This window comes from Spirillospora sp. NPDC048824 (assembly GCF_043198455.1).
GTDB lineage: Bacteria > Actinomycetota > Actinomycetes > Streptosporangiales > Streptosporangiaceae > Spirillospora.
The window spans coordinates 637,271-655,896 of the sequence record NZ_JBICUS010000002.1 but is presented as its reverse complement, the minus strand read 5'-3'; the positions used below and the strand labels follow the sequence as shown (position 1 = coordinate 655,896).

16 protein-coding genes and 1 rRNA gene are annotated in these 18,626 nt (G+C 72.0%); 9 read left to right on the top strand and 8 right to left on the bottom strand.

Annotated features, from left to right (window positions below; translation table 11 throughout):
• Nucleotides 1–93: ribosomal RNA gene (gene rrf, locus ACGFIS_RS06350) — 5S ribosomal RNA — on the top strand; the annotation flags it as partial.
• Between the two features lie 86 nt (nt 94–179).
• Nucleotides 180–677, top strand: a complete 498-nt coding sequence (locus tag ACGFIS_RS06345; RefSeq protein WP_392969802.1) for a DUF397 domain-containing protein — start codon at nt 180–182, stop codon at nt 675–677.
• 100 nt (nt 678–777) lie between these two features.
• Here the strand turns inward: ACGFIS_RS06345 and ACGFIS_RS06340 are convergent, their stop codons facing one another.
• Nucleotides 778–1,212, bottom strand: coding sequence for a DUF6069 family protein (locus tag ACGFIS_RS06340; RefSeq protein ID WP_392899641.1), 435 nt, complete (start codon nt 1,210–1,212; stop codon nt 778–780).
• A 115-nt stretch (nt 1,213–1,327) separates the two neighbouring features.
• Between ACGFIS_RS06340 and ACGFIS_RS06335 the strand changes: the two genes are divergently transcribed.
• Entirely contained in the window at nt 1,328–1,777 is a 450-nt protein-coding gene (locus ACGFIS_RS06335; protein ID WP_392899644.1) for a MarR family winged helix-turn-helix transcriptional regulator, read from the top strand.
• A gap of 88 nt (nt 1,778–1,865) precedes the next feature.
• On the opposite strand, the gene ACGFIS_RS06330 is transcribed toward ACGFIS_RS06335, so the two are convergent.
• The 4 genes from ACGFIS_RS06330 to ACGFIS_RS06315 form a co-directional block, all read right to left on the bottom strand.
• A complete protein-coding gene (locus tag ACGFIS_RS06330) occupies nt 1,866–3,518 on the bottom strand; it encodes a DNA repair helicase XPB (protein ID WP_392969799.1) in 1,653 nt (550 codons plus the stop codon).
• Between the two features lie 266 nt (nt 3,519–3,784).
• Nucleotides 3,785–4,204: a DUF4190 domain-containing protein gene (locus ACGFIS_RS06325; RefSeq protein ID WP_392899649.1), complete on the bottom strand. Its 420-nt coding sequence runs from the start codon at nt 4,202–4,204 to the stop codon at nt 3,785–3,787.
• A 169-nt stretch (nt 4,205–4,373) separates the two neighbouring features.
• On the bottom strand, nt 4,374–6,755 hold the full coding sequence (locus ACGFIS_RS06320) for a helicase-associated domain-containing protein (protein WP_392969796.1): 2,382 nt from the start codon (nt 6,753–6,755) through the stop codon (nt 4,374–4,376).
• A gap of 177 nt (nt 6,756–6,932) precedes the next feature.
• Nucleotides 6,933–7,550 carry a TetR/AcrR family transcriptional regulator gene (locus ACGFIS_RS06315; protein ID WP_392899655.1) on the bottom strand — a complete coding sequence of 206 codons (618 nt, stop codon included), beginning with the start codon at nt 7,548–7,550 and terminating at the stop codon, nt 6,933–6,935.
• Nucleotides 7,551–7,724: 174 nt separating this feature from the next.
• On the opposite strand from ACGFIS_RS06315, the gene ACGFIS_RS06310 reads away from it, so the two are divergent.
• On the top strand, nt 7,725–8,201 hold the full coding sequence (locus ACGFIS_RS06310) for a GNAT family N-acetyltransferase (protein ID WP_392969793.1): 477 nt from the start codon (nt 7,725–7,727) through the stop codon (nt 8,199–8,201).
• Nucleotides 8,202–8,346: 145 nt separating this feature from the next.
• Here the strand turns inward: ACGFIS_RS06310 and ACGFIS_RS06305 are convergent, their stop codons facing one another.
• A complete protein-coding gene (locus ACGFIS_RS06305) occupies nt 8,347–8,709 on the bottom strand; it encodes a hypothetical protein (RefSeq protein ID WP_392899661.1) in 363 nt (120 codons plus the stop codon).
• Between the two features lie 369 nt (nt 8,710–9,078).
• On the opposite strand from ACGFIS_RS06305, the gene ACGFIS_RS06300 reads away from it, so the two are divergent.
• Both ACGFIS_RS06300 and ACGFIS_RS06295 read left to right on the top strand, forming a co-directional pair.
• Complete coding sequence (locus tag ACGFIS_RS06300) at nt 9,079–9,711, top strand: HAD family hydrolase (RefSeq protein WP_392899663.1); 633 nt, start codon at nt 9,079–9,081, stop codon at nt 9,709–9,711.
• A 161-nt stretch (nt 9,712–9,872) separates the two neighbouring features.
• Nucleotides 9,873–10,268, top strand: a complete 396-nt coding sequence (locus ACGFIS_RS06295; RefSeq protein ID WP_392899666.1) for a cold-shock protein — start codon at nt 9,873–9,875, stop codon at nt 10,266–10,268.
• 33 nt (nt 10,269–10,301) lie between these two features.
• Here the strand turns inward: ACGFIS_RS06295 and ACGFIS_RS06290 are convergent, their stop codons facing one another.
• A complete protein-coding gene (locus ACGFIS_RS06290) occupies nt 10,302–11,771 on the bottom strand; it encodes an MFS transporter (protein WP_392969791.1) in 1,470 nt (489 codons plus the stop codon).
• A gap of 170 nt (nt 11,772–11,941) precedes the next feature.
• On the opposite strand from ACGFIS_RS06290, the gene ACGFIS_RS06285 reads away from it, so the two are divergent.
• Nucleotides 11,942–12,793, top strand: coding sequence for a DUF3027 domain-containing protein (locus tag ACGFIS_RS06285; RefSeq protein ID WP_392901413.1), 852 nt, complete (start codon nt 11,942–11,944; stop codon nt 12,791–12,793).
• Nucleotides 12,794–12,827: 34 nt separating this feature from the next.
• Nucleotides 12,828–15,959, top strand: a complete 3,132-nt coding sequence (locus tag ACGFIS_RS06280) for a sacsin N-terminal ATP-binding-like domain-containing protein (RefSeq protein ID WP_392969788.1) — start codon at nt 12,828–12,830, stop codon at nt 15,957–15,959.
• A gap of 15 nt (nt 15,960–15,974) precedes the next feature.
• Here the strand turns inward: ACGFIS_RS06280 and ACGFIS_RS06275 are convergent, their stop codons facing one another.
• Nucleotides 15,975–16,295: a DUF2530 domain-containing protein gene (locus ACGFIS_RS06275; RefSeq protein ID WP_392969785.1), complete on the bottom strand. Its 321-nt coding sequence runs from the start codon at nt 16,293–16,295 to the stop codon at nt 15,975–15,977.
• A 142-nt stretch (nt 16,296–16,437) separates the two neighbouring features.
• On the opposite strand from ACGFIS_RS06275, the gene helR reads away from it, so the two are divergent.
• Complete coding sequence (gene helR, locus ACGFIS_RS06270) at nt 16,438–18,606, top strand: RNA polymerase recycling motor ATPase HelR (protein WP_392969782.1); 2,169 nt, start codon at nt 16,438–16,440, stop codon at nt 18,604–18,606.
• Nucleotides 18,607–18,626 lie beyond the last annotated feature (20 nt).

Sequence of the window (18,626 nt, the reverse complement as noted above, 5' to 3'; positions counted from 1 at the left end):
ACACCCGGTCCCATCCCGAACCCGGAAGTTAAGCCCTTCAGCGCCGATGGTACTGCATGGGAGACTGTGTGGGAGAGTAGGACACCGCCGGACTCAAATTGCAGAAAGGCCCCGCCGACACCGGCGGGGCCTTTCTCTTTTGGTGACTGGCGGGCCGGTGGGGCGCGCTGGTATTCGCCATGCTGTGCGTTCTCGGCGGACGGGATGGCCGTGGAGTTCTCCCGTCCCCGACGCGACGGCCTGCGGCAGCGGTCTTGGTAGATGTTCCTCCACGCCGGTTCGGACAACATGCCAGGTCAGGCCGGTCACGGCGGAGGCCGCAGGCCACCTCGGATGGCAGGCCCATTCGTCTGCAGCATTTTTGGAACGAAGAGACGCGCGGACGGCCGGTTTTCGCACATCCGAAACGCACTCTTTTGAGTAGAAGGTGTGAGCGGGGTAGGACCCTTCCGATCTCAGGGAGGAGATGGATGGAGCGTCCTGGTCTCAGTCGCGCCTCCTGGCGCAAGAGTTCCCGTAGTAATGGCTTGAGCAACTGCGTAGAGGTCGCCGGCCTGGGGACCGGCATCGGAATCCGGGACAGCAAGTCGCTGACCGGTCCGGTGCTGACCGTCACCGCCGCCGAATGGGTGACGTTCGTGAACGGCGTCAATGCCGGCGAACACGACCTCAGTTGACTGCGACGGCTCCGGCGTCCCGACCCCGCCGCACCGCAGGACGCCGGGGCCACCGCTCAGCGGATGTGGTGGTCCGAAAGCCGGCGCGGCCTCTCTCATTTCACCGACTGCCGACGGCCCCCGCGCCTTGGGCGGGCTGTTCGGCCTTCCGGCTCCGGGCCGAGGTTCGCCAGAAGAGCGGGATGAGGACGGCGGCGACGGCTATGTGGGCGAGGGCCAGGACCGTTTTGGATCCGCCGGTCGCCTCCACGCCGGTCAGTGGGAGAAACGACAGGGCGAGGACGACCACCGCGACCACCGTCCAGATGCGGAGTGCGTGGGTCGTCACGCGTTCCAGGATTGCGAGCAAGGCCCATCCGAGAAGCGAGGCGGCGAGCGCGAACACGATGATCTGAACCGCGCCGAGGTTCGTGGCTTCCCGGCCGGACTGTTCGACGACCAGTTCGTGCCCGAGCAGGGGGTCGCCCACCACCCAAACCGTGAGGGGCGCCGCGACCGCGCCGGCCACACCGAGCGCTCGGCTGAGAACGTTCATCAGTACTCCTTGGACGGCTCGATGCTTGAGGCGCTCAACTTCTTGGGCAGTATAGGCATATTTAGTTGAGATGCTCAATAATCGAGGCCATGAAGGAGCGCGTACGATCGGAGGTATGAGCGAGGACCCCGATCCGGTTGTGGCCGACCTGGCCAACTCGGTCTTTCAGCTGGCAGGGCGGCTACGTGCGAAGTTCGACGCGACCGCGGCCGAGCTGGGCCTGCCGCCTGCTCAGGCGATGGCCCTGGCGAACTTGAGTGCGCCGGCCCCCATGCGGGAACTGGCCGACTGGCTGAGATGCGACGCCTCCAACGTGACCGGCATCGTGGACGGTCTGGAGCGCCGCGGCCTCGTCAGGAGGCAGCCCAACCCGGAGGACCGGCGAGTCAAGCATCTCGTCCTCACCGAGGAGGGCGAGCGGAGGCGTGCGCTCCTGCGCGAGGGCGGCCACGCGGATGCGGTCGCCCTGTTCGCCCTTCCTCGGAAGGACCTGCTGACGCTCCGCGATCTGCTCGGACGCATCGCAGAGGCCGGCTTGGGCGCTGACCATCCGCGCTGTTCCTGACTCGAACCCTGGGCGCTGAGCTGCCTGCACCCGCGGCGATCGGCTCGAAGTCCGCTGGCCGGCCCCACCAGGACTTCGCAACCGGACCTTAGATCTCGTCGCCGGCGAGCACGGTGTCGGCGTCGACGATGCGGTACGCGTAGCCCTGCTCGGCCAGGAAGCGCTGGCGGTGGGCGGCGTAGTCCTGGTCCAGGGTGTCGCGGGCGACGACGGCGTAGAACCGGGCACCGTGTCCGGACGCCTTGGGGCGCAGGAGCCGGCCCAGGCGCTGGGCCTCTTCCTGGCGAGACCCGAAAGCACCCGATACCTGGACGGCGACGGACGCCTCGGGAAGGTCGATGGAGAAGTTCGCGACCTTGGAGACGACCAGGACGTCGATCTCGCCAGAGCGGAACGCGTCGAAGAGACGTTCCCGTTCGCGGACGCGGGTCTCGCCCTTGATGACGGGTGCGTCCAGGAGAGCGCCGAGTTCGTCGAGCTGGTCGATGTACTGGCCGATGACGAGAGTCGGCTCACCCCGGTGCCGGTCCACGAGCGCCTGGATGAGCTTGGTCTTGGTGTCGGTGGTGGCGCAGAAGCGGTAGCGCTCTTCGGGTTCGGCGGTCGCGTAGGCGAGGCGTTCGGAGTCGGTGAGGGTGACGCGGACCTCGACGCAGTCGGCGGGGGCGATCCAGCCCTGCGCCTCCATGTCCTTCCACGGCGCGTCGTAACGCTTGGGGCCGATGAGGGAGAACACGTCCCCTTCGCGGCCGTCCTCGCGGACGAGGGTGGCGGTGAGGCCGAGGCGGCGGCGTGCCTGCAGGTCGGCGGTCATCCGGAAGATCGGTGCGGGCAGCAGGTGCACCTCGTCGTAGACGACCAGGCCCCAGTCGCGGGCGTCGAAGAGTTCGAGGTGCGTGTAGGCGCCCTTACGGCGTGTCGTCATGATCTGGTAGGTCGCGATCGTGACGGGGCGGATCTCCTTCTTCGTGCCGGTGTACTCGCCGATCTCGTCCTCGGTGAGGGAGGTGCGCCGGACGAGTTCCTGCTTCCACTGGTGCGCCGAGACGGTGTTGGTGACGAGGATCAGCGTGGTCGCCTCGGCGCGGGCCATGGCGGCGGCGCCGACGATGGTCTTTCCCGCGCCGCAGGGGAGCACGACGACGCCGGAGCCGCCGTGCCAGAACGTGTCGGTGGCCTCCCGCTGGTAGGAGCGCAGTTCCCAGCCGTCCTCGACGAGGGAGATCGCATGGGCCTCGCCGTCGACGTATCCGGCGAGGTCTTCGGCGGGCCAGCCGAGCTTGAGCAGGGCCTGCTTGAGTGCGCCGCGTTCGCTGGGGTGGACGGCGACGGCGTCCTCCCCGACCCGGTCGCCGATCATGCCCTTGATCTTCTTCGCCCGCAGCACCTCCTCCAGCACCGAATGGTCGGAGGACGACAGGACGAGCCCGTTCGCGTGGTCCTTCTCCAGCCGCAGCCGCCCGTACCGGGCCATCGTGTCGGCGACGTCGACCAGCAGGGCGTGCGGGACGGGATACCGGGAGAACCTGATCAGCGTGTCGACGACCTGCTCGGCGTCGTGGCCGGCCGCGCGGGCGTTCCAGAGGGCGAGGGGCGTCACCCGGTAGGTGTGGACGTGCTCGGGTGCCCGTTCGAGTTCGGCGAACGGGGCGATCTCCTTACGGCAGGCGTCGGCCAGTTCGTGGTCGACCTCCAGCAGGAGCGTCTTGTCGGACTGGACGATGAGCGGACCGTCGGTCAAAGCGAGAGCCCCCGTCGGGAATCGGTGATCGGATGCCTGTCCGGCCTGGCACCGCTGTCCGGCCTGGCACCGCCCGTGCACGTTACCGGAGGGACGGCGGCACGTCGTCCGTACGAACGGGGCCAGGAGATCCAACACCGGATGCCGCCGGATTTATTGCGACCCGCCCGGCACCACGAAGGCCGGACGCCGTGCAGGGAGCCGGCGGGAGGCTGTGGCGGCGGACGGGAGCAGCGGGCGGAACCGTTCCGGACGGTGAGGGAAGGTCAGTACGTGCTGGTCGACTGATAGTCCTCGCTCAAGATGATCACGATGACGTAGACGACCGCGAGGATGATCCCGAGGACGATCGACACGCCGAACAGCACCCAGCTCCAGATGGTCAGTTTCCGCGCGGACTCCGGGTCGGACTCCACGCGGCCCATCGCGATCGCGGCGGTGATGACGCCGGGAATGGACAGGATGCCGCAGCACAGCAGCACCCCGACGATGTTGCAGACGAGGGCGGCGGTGGTGTTCGCGTTGTTCCTGGGCTTCGCCGGATAACCCGGAGGTCCGTAGCCGTACCCGGGTTGCCCCGGCCCCGGGCCGTACGCGCCGCCGCCGTAGGGGTCGCCGCTCCAGCCCTGCGAACCCCCGTACGGGTCCTGCCAGCCAGGCGGCGGGCTACCTCCGTATCCGCTCACGGACAGTCTCCTCTCGCCCCCCGGCTGATACCCGCTACGACGACTCCGACAGAACCAGGGTTCCCCTTCGTCCGCAACCGGCCGCATGCCCTTGCCGCCCTGGCGGAACGGGGGAGACGCGGGGCCGCCGGAGAGGTCCGAGGGACGGACGTGCGGGCCCCGGAGAGTGTCAGGGGGCGGGGTCGTCGGTGAGTTCGGAGACGCCGGTGATGCGGTGGAGGGCGAAGCGGTGCACGGCGGCGCGGGTGGCGTCGTAGCCGGTGAGGAAGCCGCCCTCGACGCGGACGGGTTCCACGATGCGGCTGGACGCCTGGCCCTGCTGGTCGAGGTAGCCGATCCAGACGCGTCCGCCGCGTTCGACGGCGGCGCGGAGACGGTCGATGGTGGCCATCGCCGGGGACCGCGGCGGTTCAGCGGACGGGGTGTCCGCCCGCAGCCGGGCCTGCTCGGCGCCGTGCTTGGACGCCTCGTCGCCGGCCCGCAGCGCGCGGACGGCGGCGGAGACCATCGAGGCGTCGGTGCGCTGCTCCGGCCGGAACCGGACGATCTCGGCGGTCGGCGGGGGCTCCGCGCGCTGCGCGTCCGGGCGGGTCACGATCACCCCGCCGCCGGGGGCCTCGGCGACGGGCGCGAGGCCCATCGCGCGCAGCCCGTCGAGCAGATCGGCGCGCTGCAGCCCGGACGCGAGGACGGTCGGGGCGAGGCGGTGCAGCCGCAGCGGGTCCGAGCGCCGGTCGGCGAGGATCTCGTCGAGTGCGGCCGGTGAATCGGTCCGGACGTAGGACGACAGGGCGCCGACGCGCAGGTGACCGTGCCGGCGGGCGACATCGTCGATCAGGTAGGTGAGAGGCTGCGGGAGCGGGGTCGCCGAGTGCCTGGCCAGCAGTTCGGTGACGTCGGCGGCGGTCCGGCCGGCGTCCAGCGCGCGGCGGACCGACTCGGGGGTGAAACGGTAGACGGTGGCGCCGCCGGTGGACTCGACGTCGGCGGCGAGGGAGAGTTCGCGGGCGAGGTCGGTGACGAGCGGGCCGGGCGCGATCGCGGTCAGGTCGGCCTGGATGACGATCTCGTCGACCGGCGCGGGAAGGTGCTTCTCCAGGCGGGGTTCGGGGTCGTCGCCGGCGAGAAGGTCGCGGGCGAACGGGGCCAGTTCACCGAACCCGGTGATGCCGAGGACGGCGGCCTCGCGCAGCGTCCAGCCGAGGAGGCGGTCGCGGGACGGTCCGCCGCGGCGCGGCCGCAGCCACGCGAGCCGGGCGCGGACGGTGTCCTCGTCGGCGAAGCCGTTCTCCGCGTCCGCGAGGATCTCCAGGGTCGCCCGGCGGACGGCCGGCGCGCTGCTGCGCACCATCGCCTCGCTCAGCGCGTTGATGAGCCGGTCGCGGTCATCGCGTTCCCCGGCGAGCCCGGCCGCCCGGTCGGACTTCAGCCAGCCGCGGGCGAGTTCCGTCCAGCGGCCTGCGGTGTCGCGCAGCAGCCACAGGTCGTAGGCGGGGGTGGGCAGCCATTCGCCGTCCAGGTCGCCGCTGCGGGTCAGCAGCCCCGCCGCGTACGCGACCTCGATGAGCAGCGCCGCCTGCCATTCGCCGACGTCCAGGAGCACGGCGGCGGCGCGCAGGTCGCGGACGGCGAGGCCGCCGCTGCGCAGCACGGGCGGCGGGTCCAGTCCCCACCGCTCCAGCAGTTCCTCGATGAGCCGGACGGCCGCCGCCGCCTCACCCGCCGCGGCCCGCACCACCACGTCCTCGCCGCGTGGTCCGCGCGCCGCGGACGTGAGCGGAGGCGGTTCCGCCGGGACGTCCCGGAAGAGGTGCCCGCCGCGCAGGTGCAGTGCGACCTCGCGGGGCAGGGTGACGGTGCGGTCGTCCTCGGCGGCGAGGAGCCCGCGGGCGAGGAGCCGCTCGATGGGGGTGGCGGCGGTGTCGATCCGGACCGGGCGGCGCGCGTCCGTGACGCGTCCGAACGGCGGGCCCCAGGCGAGGGCGTCGAGGGCGGCGTGTGCCTCCGGCCCGGCGTCGTCGATGAGCGGGCCAGGGTCGTCCAGCAGTTCGGCGAGCCGCCGCAGGAGCCGTGCGGAGTCCGCGAACCCGCGCGGCGCCTCCCCCTCCAGGTCGGTGACCAGGTCGGTGAGCCGCTCGGTCGAATACCCGGCGAAGACCTCCTGGGCGGGTGGTCCGAGGCCCGCCGGGTGCTGCAGGCCCTGCCGGACGCCGGGCGCCGCGTTCAGCGTCCCGTCCCCGTTCCCCCACGCCAGCCCGTACCGCCGAAGCGTTCCCAGCGCGTCGGCGACCTGGCCGGGAGTGGCGCCGACGGCGGCGGCGAGCGCGTCCGGTCCGGTCGGCGCCGGCAGGACGAGCAGGGCCTCCAGCACGGCGAGCGTGAAGCGGTCGAGCCGGTCGAGGGCGCGGGAGATCGCGGCCGGCGTCGCGGCGCGGGCGGCGAGGGCCGTCAGGTCGGCGGGGACGGGGGCGAGCAGTTCCGGACGCGCGGACAGCAGCGCACGAAGCTCGTCGTCGCTTCGTGCGCGCAACCAGTCCGCATACGTTTCCATGCCGATCCCAACTTGCCGATCCCCAACTTTAGGCGGCGTGCACGCCGCCTGTACCGGGCCCCTCAAGGGTAGAAGCCCGCACGGCCTGCCCGGATCGGGGATTTTCAGGAGGATCGGAGCCGCGGATCACCCTCGGGAATCATCCGTGGATCACCGCGGGACCGGGCGTTCCGCGGGTCAGGGGGTGGGGGTGCGGTCCAGGTGCATCAGCCCGAGACCGAGCCGCGCCCAGCTGTCCACGAACCGCTTCTCGTCGATGCGGGTCGGTGGTTCGTACATCGACTCGTTCGCCAGCCAGTAGTTCACGACGGCACCGCCGAGGACGGAGGCGATGGCCGGCCAGTCCTCCCCGGAACCGTCGAACTCGGGCTGCGCCGAAAGCCAGGTGGAGATCCCGTCGTACAGCGGGTTGACGATGCCCTCGCGCATCTCCGCGACCAGGTGCGGGAACTGGTCGAGGTCGCGGAACAGCACGCGGATGAGGTCCTGCTCCTCGCGCATCTTCGCCAGCCCGGCCTGGCACGTCATCCGCAGCCGTATCTCCAGCGGACGGTCCTCGAAGACGGTCGCCTGGTCCAGGACCTCGTTGATCTGCTGCCGGGTGCGGTCGATGTGCTCGCGGATGGCGGAGGCGAGCACCTCTTCCTTGGACCGGAAATGCCGGTAGAGACCGCCCGCGCCCGGTGACAGGCCGGCCGCGGCCTCGATCTCCGCGACCGAGGTCGCCGCGTAGCCGCGGTCGGCGAACAGCCGAAGCGACTCGGCAACGATCCGATCGCGTGTAGGTGTCGTCATGTTGGTGAGTTCCTCCGCAAGAACACTAAGGCATCTTCGACCTGCGCGACCCATGTCCTGTCGCGGCACGCCCGAATTCGTGATCCCGCTCGCACCGGGCCGGCGGCGACTAGAGTTTCAGTTCTCCGCGCCCCATCGCCGGAAGGGGCCGTCGTCGGAGAGGTCGCGATGTTCATGTCTCCGCGGAAGGCGGCCGACGGGGCCTTCCTGCCCGAGGACTTCGTTGTGCCCACACTGGTGGCCGGTTCCCGGTTCCAGATCCGCCCGATCACCGTCCACGACGTGGTCAAGGACTACGGCGCCGTGATCGGCAGCCTCGACCGGCTCGCCGGGCGGTTCGGGCCGGAGTGGGGATGGCCGGACCACGAGTTCACCTTCGAGCAGGCCCTGATCGACGTCGCCTGGCTGCAGAAGCAGGGACAGTTGCGGCGCTCGTTCAGCTACGTCGTCATCACGCCCGACGGGGAGCGCCAGATCGGCCGCATCCACGTCGCGCCGTCCGACGAGCCCGGCGCGGACGCGGTCGTGGTGTTCTGGGTCCGCGCCGACGAGGAGAACTCCGCCCTGGAGAAGGAACTGGAGGAGTTCGTCCGCGAGTGGGTGAAAACCGCCTGGCCGTTCGACGACGTCCGCTTCCCCGGGCGCGATTAGCCCAGGGGGCGACCCCTGGAACCCCGTTGCGAGCCGGTCGATCCTCACGACACGGTGTTTCGGTTGTCGCGACCGTGCTGGTCTCTTCGTGTCGCTGCGGTAATCCGTGGATGGTGGCTGAGGTTCGGGTGGCCGGGGGTGGGGATCAGGCCAGGCGGTGGATGAGGCCCGCCAGGATTCGGCCCATCACCAGGTAGACGAGGGCGGCGAGGCCGTAGTTGACGGCGACTTCGACCTTGTGGTCCTCGGGCTGGAAGATGTCCTTGAACTGCCAGGACAGGTCGGTCGCCCGGTCGCCGAACCAGCGGACGAGGTCGTTCGCCGTGTTGGCCTCGAACGCGACGAACACGATGTGCACGGCCAGGATCAGCACGATGACCGTGGTGATGACGGAGACCACGGTCGCGGCGATCGTGACGGCGCGGCGGCGGGCGGCGGCTGCGCCGGCGGTGAACGATCGCCGGGCCCGCGGCGCGCGGTGGTCGCCGCCGGGTTCGATGCGGGTCATGGTGTGCTCGCCGGTCCCGCCAGGTCCTGGTCGAGCGGCCGGTCGGGGTTCCCTGCCATGTGCGGCCTCCTTCGCCGGGAGGGACTTCGCCGGGGCGGACGGTCCGGCTCCGTGGTGCTGATCGTCCTTTTCCTTCGGGTGGTTTGTTCGAGTCCCGCGTTTTCCCTGGTCAGACGGTTTGTGGCCGAGGGCGCGGGTATATCGCAAACACGGGCGGCCGTTCCCAGAGGATCGGGCACACCAGACCCGATCACAACAGAACGGTTCCCGCGCGTAAGTTCCCGCGCTCTCCTACTCGGATCCCGTCGCATCGCCACTACCAGGAGAGCGCGGGTACTCGCGTGTGTCCAGCCCCTTACCCTGTGGGGCGTGCCTGACCTCGATCTCCCGACCCCCCTCGCCGTCGGTTTCGACCTCGATCTGACCCTGGCCGACACCCGGGCCGGGATCGCCGCCGTGTACGCCGCCCTCGCCGAGGAGTCCGGCGTCCCGATCGACACCGACCTGGTCGTGCGGCGCATCGGCCCTCCGCTGGAGGAGGAGCTCGCGTACTGGTTCCCGGCGGACGAGGTGCCCGCGATGGCGGCGCGCTACCGGGCCGTCTACGCCGACATCGCGGTCCCGGCGACGGTCCCCATGCCGGGCGCCCTCGCCGCGCTGGACGCGGTGCGGGCCAGAAGCGGACGTGTGATCGTCGTCTCGGGCAAGAACCAGGCCGACACCGAGCGCACCGTCCGCTTCCTCGGGCTTGAGGTGGACGCCGTGGTGGGCGGCCTTTTCGGCGCGGGCAAGGGCGCCGCTCTGCGCGCGCACGGCGCCGGCGCCTACATCGGCGACCACACGGGCGACGTGGACGCCGCACGGGCCGCGTCGGCGGTGGCCGTGGCCGTCGCGACCGGGCCGTTCGATTCGGCGGCCCTCACCGCCTACGGCGCCGACGTCGTCCTGCCGGACCTGCTGGCCTTCCCCGGCTGGATGACCGCCTTCGGGGCGACCGCCTGACCCTGGCCGAGCCGATATCGGGATGCCCCTGCCGTCCTTTCGGGATAGCTTCTTCGAACGGCCCCCCACGCGTCGCGTAAGGCACCCCGGTGTGTACACCGGCGCATGGCGAGGCACTAATCTTGGGGTCGATTCAGGACGATTACCGAACGAGGTCTCCGGTGCCGACTGGCAAGGTCAAGTGGTACGACGCCGACAAGGGTTTCGGCTTCCTCACGCGCGACGACGGCGGTGAGGTCTTCGTGCACTCCTCGGCGCTGCCGGGCGGGGTCACGACGCTCAAACCCGGCCAGCGCATCGAGTTCGGCGTGGTGGAGGGCCGCAGAGGCCAGCAGGCGCTCCAGGTCCGGGTCCTGGACACGCTGCCGTCGGTCGAGAAGACCATCGCCAAGCAGCGGCGCAAGAAGCCGGACGAGATGGTCGTCATCACCGAGGACCTCATCAAGCTGCTGGACGACATCTCCAACACCTACCGGCGCGGCAAGCACCCGGCCCCCGCGGAGGCCAAGAAGATCGCGACCGTGCTGCGGGCGGTCGCCGACGACCTGGCGTCCTGACCCGCCGCGAGCCGGGTCGGCCGCGCGCGGGGCTCAGGCGCGCATCTCCGGGTGCGCGTCCTTGATCGTTTTCGTGTGGCGGGGGTTGCGGGCCCGGCGGCGGGTTCCGCGTTGCCGGCGCGACAGCAGCAGCCCCAGCGCCACGGCGAGCGCCCCCGCGACGACCGCGAGCGCGACCTGCCCGTCCGCGATGATCGACATGCCGAGGCCGAGCAGCCCGCCGAGCACCCAGACGAGCTGGTGCAGGGTCTCGGTGACCGCGAACGTGGACGAGCGCACCTCCTCACCGATCTCCTGCTGCACCACCGCGTCCATGGACAGCTTCCCGAACACCTGCCCGAGCCCCGCCGCGGCCGCCACCGCCAGCGCCGCCCACAGTCCGAAGAACGCCGCGGCGGCGGCGGTGACGGCGGTGACGGCCGCCAGTGTCGCCAGGACGATCATGCGCGGCGCCCGCGCCTTCATCCACACGCCGAGCGCGGTGCCGATCAGGCCGCCGGCCCCGGCGGACGCCGCCAGCAGGCCGAGCGCGACATGGTGGGACACCGGGTCGAACCGCTGCTGGCGGAGCAGGAACGCCAGATAGATGATCAGGAAGCCGGACAGCGCCCGCAGCACCGCGTTCGCCTGCATCGCCTCCGCGACGACGGGGCCGACCCGGGGCAGCGTCCGCCAGTGCCTCGCACGCGCCGCGGCCGGCTTCGGCGCCCCCGGCTCCGCCGCATCCGCCGGAGCCTCCGCACCCGCCGATTCCGGCTCCGTTCCGTTCTCCGGTGCGGGCCCGGTGTCGGGGACGTCCACGAGCCGCGGCAGCCGCATGGTGAACACGGCGCCCAGCAGGAAGACGACCGTGCCGATGCGCAGCACCCACCCGGCGCCGATGAGCACGGCGAGACCCGCGGCGATCGGGGCGGTGACCGACGCGGCGATCAGCCCGGCGAACGAGCATCGCGCGTTCGCCGTCACCAGCGTGATCTCGCCGGGCATGACCTGGGGCGTCACCGCCGCCCGCAGCACCCCGAACGCCTTGGACAGCACGAGCACCCCGAACGCGGCGGGCAGGAACGTGATCTCGTCACCGTGCGGGAGCGCGCTCGCCAACCCCCAGCACAGCAGCGCGCGCATGACGAACGTGCTCGCCATCGCGTACCGGCGGACGTGCCGCGCCCGGTCGAGTGCCGGGCCGACCAGCGGCGCGACCAGCGCGAACGGCGCCATGGTGACGAGGAGGTAGAGGGCGACCTGGCCGCGTGCCTGATTGATGTCCAGGCCGAAGAACAGCGTCCCGGCGAGGGCGACCGTGAGCATCGCGTCGCCGGCGGAGTTGAACGCGGACGACTCGATCAGGCTGCCGAGACCGCTGCGGCCCGCGCCCTGGGCGTGGGTGACACGCCGGGTCAGCCGGCCCGTTCCCAGCACCGCCGACCGCGCGCCGCGGAACGCCCGCGCAGTCCCGCCGGCGCCGGCGTGTACGGCCCGTCCGAACCGTGTCCGGTCCCCCATACGCGCTGTTCTCCCCCTGCGGTCGTCCAGGCCGTCGGCCGAGGCACGGCCCTCGCAGCGACTCCAATTGAGGGTACGTTCCCCGCCTGGATGCGGGCTCACATAGCGGCCGTCGCCGGGTGCGTGCCCGGCCACGTCGTTCCATGGGCGAGAATTGACATGTGAGCCCAATGCGCCAGTCCAGCCCCGCGCGACCCGCCGCCGCGAGCGCCCCCTCCGGATCCGCCCGCCGGACCCGCACGCCCCCAGTCGACACCGCCTGCGCCGAAGCCGTCGACCTCGCCCGCCAGTCCGCGGAGGACACCGCCCGGCCCCAGCCGGTCGGTGAGCATCTCGGCCTGCGCTCCGAGGGCGACCGCCTGGTCACGCACTATTTCGCGTGTCTCGACCCCGCCTACACGGGCTGGCGCTGGTCGGTCACGGTGACGCGGGCGGCCCGGGCCAAGGTCGTGACCGTCAGCGAATGCGTCCTGCTGCCGGGGGACGACGCCATGCTCGCGCCGCCGTGGGTGCCGTGGCTGGAGCGGCTGCGTCCCGGTGACCTCGGGCCCGGCGACCTGCTGCCGACCGCGCCCGACGACGTCCGGCTCGCCCCGGGCTTCACGCAGGTCGACGACTCCGCCGACTGGCAGGCGCAGTGGGAGCCGGGGCTCGGCCGTGCCCGGGTGCTGTCCCAGGAGGGCCGTGACGAGGCCGCGACGCGCTGGTACGACGGGGTGGGAGGCCCCCGGGCCCCGATCGCCGCGTCCGCCCCCGCGCAGTGCTCCACCTGCGGGTTCTTCGTCACGCTGGCCGGGGAGCTGCGGCAGGTCTTCGGGGTGTGCGCGAACGAGTACGCCCCCGACGACGGGCGTGTCGTGTCCGCCGACCACGGCTGCGGCGCGCACTCCGAGGCGGTTTCGCTCCCGGCCGTGTCCGAGCACAACCCGCCGGTGATCGACGAGCTCGGCTACGAGGTCGTCCCCTCCGGCGGTGACGAGGACGCCGCCGCCCTGGAGGACGAGGCCCTCGGTCACAGCTGACCAGATGACGGACGGCCCTTTGGGGGACGGCTCGGTGGTTGAAGGTCCGGCGGTCGACGGTCCGGCGGTCGGCGGCTCCGCGGAAGACGGGGAGTCGTTCGGCACGCGGGCGCTCCGCACGCGGGTGCTGCGCGCGTGGAGCGAATCACCCGCCCGTTTCCGCGAGGACGCCAACACCGAGGAGGACTTCGCGCTCGGCGGCTACCGCGACCGCGTCGTGGTGGAGCTGGCGCAGAACGCCGCCGACGCCGCGCTGCGCGCCGGTGTCCCCGGTCGTCTCCGCCTGACGCTTCGCACGGACGGCGACCCGGAGTACGGCGTCGGCGACCATGGCGTCGGCGGCCACGGCATCGGGCACGACGGGGCGGTACTGAGCGCGGCGAACGCGGGCGCGGCGCTGGACGCCGCGGGCGTGGAGGCGCTGTCCACGCTGCGGGCGTCGTCCAAACGGGACGACGCCGGTGCGGCGGGACGGTTCGGCGTCGGGTTCGCCGCCGTCGTGGCCGTGAGCGACCGTCCCGAGATCGCGTCCCGCGCGGCGGGTGTGGCGTGGTCGCGCGAGCGGGCCCGGGAACTGGTCGAAGGCATCCCCGTGCTCGTGGACGAGCTGGCGCGGCGCGGCGGGCACGTTCCGCTGCTGCGGTTGCCGTTCGCGCTGGACGAGGCGGACCTGCCGGAGATCCCGGCGGGATTCGACACGGTCGTGCGGTTGCCGCTGCGTGGGGACGCGGTCGAGTCCGTCCGGCGGCAGCTAGGGCAGGTCGGCGCGGCGCTGATGCTGGCCCTGCCGGCACTGGAACTCGTTGAGATCGATGTCGACGGGGACGCCCGCGAGCTGACCGCCGAGCACCGCGCGTCAGGCGAAGTGGTCATCAACGGGGGAGTGTGGCGGACGGCCGAGGCGCATGGGGAGATCCCGGTGGCGCTCCTGGAGGACCGTCCCGTGGAGGAACGGGCACGGCCGTTCTGGCAGGTCCGGTGGGCCCTGCCAGAGGACGGCCTGCCGGAGGGCATGCCGAGTGTCGTGCACGCGCCTACGCCCAGTGACGAACGGCTGGATCTGCCGGCGCTGCTCATCGCGTCGTTTCCGCTCGCGCCCGATAGGCGGCACGTCGCGCCCGGGGCACTGACCGACTTCCTCGTGGATCGGGTCGCCGAAACCTACGTCCGGTTGCTGAGCGGCCTTCCGGCCACACCACGGGTGCTGGGGTTCGTGCCTGGGCCGGTGGGTGCCGGGGAACTGGACGCCAAGGTTCGGCGGGGGATCCGGGAGCGACTCCCCGAGGCGCCGCTGCTGCCCCACCGCATGCGCGGACGGGACGCGGTCGCGGTGGACGCACCGGCCCCGTTCGTCGAGGTGCTCCGCGGCACCGAGCCGCCCGAAGACCAGGACGCCGGCCGCGAGGACGCCGCCGGTGAGGGGACCGGCGGCGGGGACGCGGTCGTCGTCGGGTTGCTTCCTCCGGAATGGCCCGCGCGGAGTGCGGCGCTGGCCGCGCTCGGTGTCCGGCGGGTCGAGCTGGCCGACGTGATCGATGAGCTGGCCGCTGTGGACCGGGAGCCGGCGTGGTGGCACCGGGTGTACGGAACGCTCGTTGAGGCCGCCACAGACGCTCTGGGCGCCCTCCCGGTGCCGCTGGCGGGGGACGCGGGGCGGACCGTGCGGGGGCCGCGGGGCCTGCTGATCGCGGACGGGGTCGATCCCGGGGGCCTCGACGCGCTCGGGCTGCGGTTCGTCCACCCTGACGCGGTGCATCCGCTGCTGACGCGGCTCGGTGCGGTCGAAGCAGGGCCTCGCACCGTTCTCGCCGACGCCGCCGTGAGGGCGGCCGTCGGGGAGTCGTTCGAGTCCGACGACCCCGATGCGGTCGCGGAGGCCGTCCTGGAACTGGTCACGGCCGCGCGCCTCGATCCCGGTGAGGAGCCCTGGCTGGCCGAGCTGGCCCTGCCCGGCGATGACGGGGAGCTTTACCCGGCAGGCGAGCTGCTTCTGCCCGAGAGCCCGCTGCGCGACCTCATGGCCGAGGACGCGCCGTTCGGCGTGGTCGATGGCGGGCTCATGGAGCGGTGGGGTGCGGAGACCCTCGCGGCCACCGGCGTCCTGGACGGATTCGCCCTCGCCGCGGAGGAGGACGTGAACCTCACAGGGCTCGCCGATGAAGCGGAGACCCTCGAACTCGACGACGAGGACCTGTGGGCGGACGACGTCCTGCGGCGGATCGGCCCGCAGGACCTTCCGCCGCTCGTGCCGGAGTTCCTCGCCGTCCGCGACCTCGAACTGGTCGACGACTGGTCCGCGGCGCTGCGCGTCCTTGCCGGGTCGCCGTGGCGGGCCGCGATCGTCGATCCGGCGCACGTGACCTTGCACAACGGGCGTCGCGTTGCCGTCCCGTCCTACACGGCGTGGTGGCTGAGCCGTCACCGCGTCCTGGAAGGCCGTAGACCGGGCGAGTTCCGGCTAGGCGGGGACGAGTCCCTCATCGGGCTCTACGACGCCGCGCCAGAGGGGCTGGACGAGCGGCTCCTGCTCGCCCTGGGCGTTCGTACATCGCTAATGGATCTGCTCGATGAGCCCAGGGGCGCCCAAGAGTTGCTCGATCGCCTCGGTGACCCGGGACGGTCCGTCACCCGTGTCCAATTGGGCGGCCTCTGGACGGCACTGGCTGATGCGCCCGAGGTCGCCGTCGAACCACCCGACCATGTGCGTGCGGTCGTGGACGGCCGGACCGAGGTCGTGGACGCCGCGGACGCCCTCGTCCTGGACGGCCCGGACGTCCTGCCGCTCCTCCAGGGACAGCCGCTCGTCATCGCCGCGCAGGGGCGGGACACGCGCCTCGCCGAACTTCTCGATCTGCCGCTGGCCGGCGACGAGGTCCCCGGCGTCGTCCAGTCGGAGGGGGAGAAACGCTCCGTGCCGGACGTGGTCGGCGCCGTCCTGCCTGACGCGCCCGCCCACTACCTCGCCCACGAACGGCTGATCGTGGACGGCCAGGACGTGCCGTGGTGGACAAGAGACGGCGAAATCCATGCGAGCGGAGCCGGCGGGCTCGCCCGGGCACTCGCGTGGGCGACGGGGAACTGGGCCGCCCGGCTCCTGGCCGAGGCGGTCCTGCGCGACCCGGAGGCCCTGCCGGTCCTCCTCGCCGAAGCCGACCTGGGACCCTAGCCGGCCGTCACACGCTCAGGCGAGGCCCTCACGCTCAGGCGAAACTTCACGCTCAGGCGAAACTTCACGCTCAGGCGGGGTTTCACGCTCGCGTTCTGCGGCGCGCGCGGCCTCCTGGCGGGCGCGGCCGCGCTGGAGCCTGGGGACGTACCAGACGGCGAACAGGCCGATCGCGATGCCCGCGACGCACACCCACAGCCACCAGCGGTCCCCCGACGGCAGCCCGACGATGAGCAGCACCACGAGCGCCACCGCCCAGGCGGCCGTGCCCATGGCCGCGATCCGTACGTCGTTGGTAGGCATCGGCGGCGGATCCGGGCGGCGTGGTCGGGTCATGTTGGCCAGGCTACGCGGCCGGGCTGCACGGCCGGGATGTGAAGGAGGGTGAGAGGAGGAGGACGCACTCCTCTCCACTCTCAACTTATAGCGCACCGGGGGGCTTGCGGCAAGACCCCGGCCGTGCCGCACAATCGTCGACGTGAATCCCGTGACCACCAGTGCGTTCGACCTTCCCGACCACCTCGCTCCCAAGGCCGACCCGGCGCTGATCGCCCGTGACGAGCGGCACTTCGCGGCCATCGCGGAGAGCCTCGAGCATTCGATCGCCGACCTGTCCGGCCGTCTCGACGCCGAGCGCATGGCGCCCGCCGGCATGGGCCAGAAGGCCTTGGAACGGGACATGGAGATCCACCGGCTGACCACCCGGCTGCGCACCCTGCGCCGCTTCGGCCTGGACCTGTGCCTCGGGCACATCGTCGCCGAGCACGACCCCGAGCCCGTGTACATCGGACGCCTCGGCCTCAAGGACGCTGCGGGCCGCCGGCTGCTGGTCGACTGGCGCTCCCCGGCGGCCGAGCCGTTCTTCGGAGCGACCCACGCCGACCCGATGGGCCTGGTGAGCCGCCGCAGGTACCGCTGGACCCGAGGCCGGGTCGGCGACTACTGGGACGAGGTGTTCACCTCGGAGGGGTTCGAAGGGCATGCCGCGCTCGACGACCAGTCCGCGTTCATCGCCAGCCTGGGCGGCAGCCGGTCGCCGCGGATGCGCGACGTGCTCGGCACCATCCAGGCCGACCAGGACGCCATCATCCGCGCGGGATCCCGCGGCGCCCTCGTCGTCAACGGCGGTCCGGGCACCGGGAAGACCGTCGTGGCCCTGCACCGCTCCGCCTACCTCCTCTACTCCGACCCCCGTCTCGGTCACCGCCGGGGCGGCGTGCTGTTCGTCGGTCCGCACCAGCCCTACCTGGCCTACGTCGCCGACGTCCTCCCCAGCCTCGGTGAGGAGGGCGTGCAGACCTGCACCCTGCGCGACCTCGTCGCCGAGGGAGCCGCGGCGGCGCCCGAGACCGACCCGGACGTGGCCCGCCTGAAGTCGTCCGCGAACCTGGTGAAGGCGATCGAGCCGGCCGTCGGGTTCTACGAGAGGCCGCCCGCCGAGGGGATGACGGTCACGACCGACTGGTCCGACATCTGGCTGAGCCCCGGCGACTGGGCCGAGGCGTTCCAGGCACGAGAACCCGGTACGCCGCACAACGAGGCGCGCGACCAGATCTGGGAGGAACTGCTCACGATCCTGATGGACAAGCACGACGGCGACGCACCGGAGGCCCTGCTCCGCCGGTCGCTGCGGCAGGACAGGGAGCTGCTCACGGCCTTCAACCGCGCGTGGCCGCTGATCGAGGCGTCCGATCTCGTCGGAGACCTGTGGACGGTACCCGCCTACCTGCGGCTGTGTGCCCCGTGGCTCAGCCCCGGCGAGATCCGCACGCTGCAGCGCGAGGACGCCCAGGCGTGGACGGTGTCCGACCTGCCGCTCCTGGACGCGGCGCGGCAGCGGCTCGGCGACCCGGAGGCGAGCCGCCGCAGGCGCCGCCACGAGGCCTCCGTCGCCGCTCAGCGCGAGCACATGGCCCAGGTCGTCGACAACCTGATCGAGGCCGCGGCCGTCTCCGGCGCCGACGGCGACGACGGCGAAGGCCTGGTGGTGATGCTGCGCGGACAGGACGCGCAGGTCAGCCTGGTCGACGAGACCGCACTGCCGAGCACCGACCCGGATCTGCTCGCCGGCCCGTTCGCGCACATCGTCGTGGACGAGGCCCAGGAACTGACCGACGCGGAGTGGCAGATGCTGCTGCTGCGCTGCCCGTCCCGGAGCTTCACCATCGTCGGCGACCGCGCCCAGGCCAGGCACGGGTTCACCGAGTCGTGGCCTGAACGGCTCGAGCGCATCGGGTTCGACCGCATCGAGCTGGCCTCCCTGAGCATCAACTACCGGACGCCGGAGGAGGTCATGGCGGAAGCCGAGCCGGTCATCCGGGCCGCGCTCCCGGACGCCAACGTGCCGACCTCCATCCGCGGCGGCGGCGTCCCCGTCGTCCGCGGATCCGCTTCGGACCTGGGGTCGGTCCTCGACACCTGGCTGGCTGAGAATGCCGACGGGATCGCCTGCGTCATCGGCGATCCCGCGTTCCGGGGGACGTCCCGCGTCCGGTCGCTGACACCGGAGCTGGCGAAGGGGCTCGAGTTCGACCTGGTCGTCCTCGTCGACCCGGAGGCGTTCGGGGACGGCATCCAGGGGGCCGTCGACCGCTATGTCGCGATGACCAGGGCGACCCGGCGCCTCGTCATCCTCACCAGCTCCTGACACCGGTCGTTTTCGGGTCG

Coding starts and splice junctions, on each gene's coding strand:
- ACGFIS_RS06345 (WP_392969802.1), top strand. CDS start 180: ATGCTGTGCGTTCTCGGCGGACGGGATGGCCGTGGAGTTCTCCCGTCC.
- ACGFIS_RS06340 (WP_392899641.1), bottom strand. CDS start 1,212: ATGAACGTTCTCAGCCGAGCGCTCGGTGTGGCCGGCGCGGTCGCGGCG.
- ACGFIS_RS06335 (WP_392899644.1), top strand. CDS start 1,328: ATGAGCGAGGACCCCGATCCGGTTGTGGCCGACCTGGCCAACTCGGTC.
- ACGFIS_RS06320 (WP_392969796.1), bottom strand. CDS start 6,755: ATGGAAACGTATGCGGACTGGTTGCGCGCACGAAGCGACGACGAGCTT.
- ACGFIS_RS06315 (WP_392899655.1), bottom strand. CDS start 7,550: ATGACGACACCTACACGCGATCGGATCGTTGCCGAGTCGCTTCGGCTG.
- ACGFIS_RS06310 (WP_392969793.1), top strand. CDS start 7,725: ATGTCTCCGCGGAAGGCGGCCGACGGGGCCTTCCTGCCCGAGGACTTC.
- ACGFIS_RS06305 (WP_392899661.1), bottom strand. CDS start 8,709: ATGACCCGCATCGAACCCGGCGGCGACCACCGCGCGCCGCGGGCCCGG.
- ACGFIS_RS06290 (WP_392969791.1), bottom strand. CDS start 11,771: ATGGGGGACCGGACACGGTTCGGACGGGCCGTACACGCCGGCGCCGGC.
- ACGFIS_RS06285 (WP_392901413.1), top strand. CDS start 11,942: ATGCGCCAGTCCAGCCCCGCGCGACCCGCCGCCGCGAGCGCCCCCTCC.
- ACGFIS_RS06275 (WP_392969785.1), bottom strand. CDS start 16,295: ATGACCCGACCACGCCGCCCGGATCCGCCGCCGATGCCTACCAACGAC.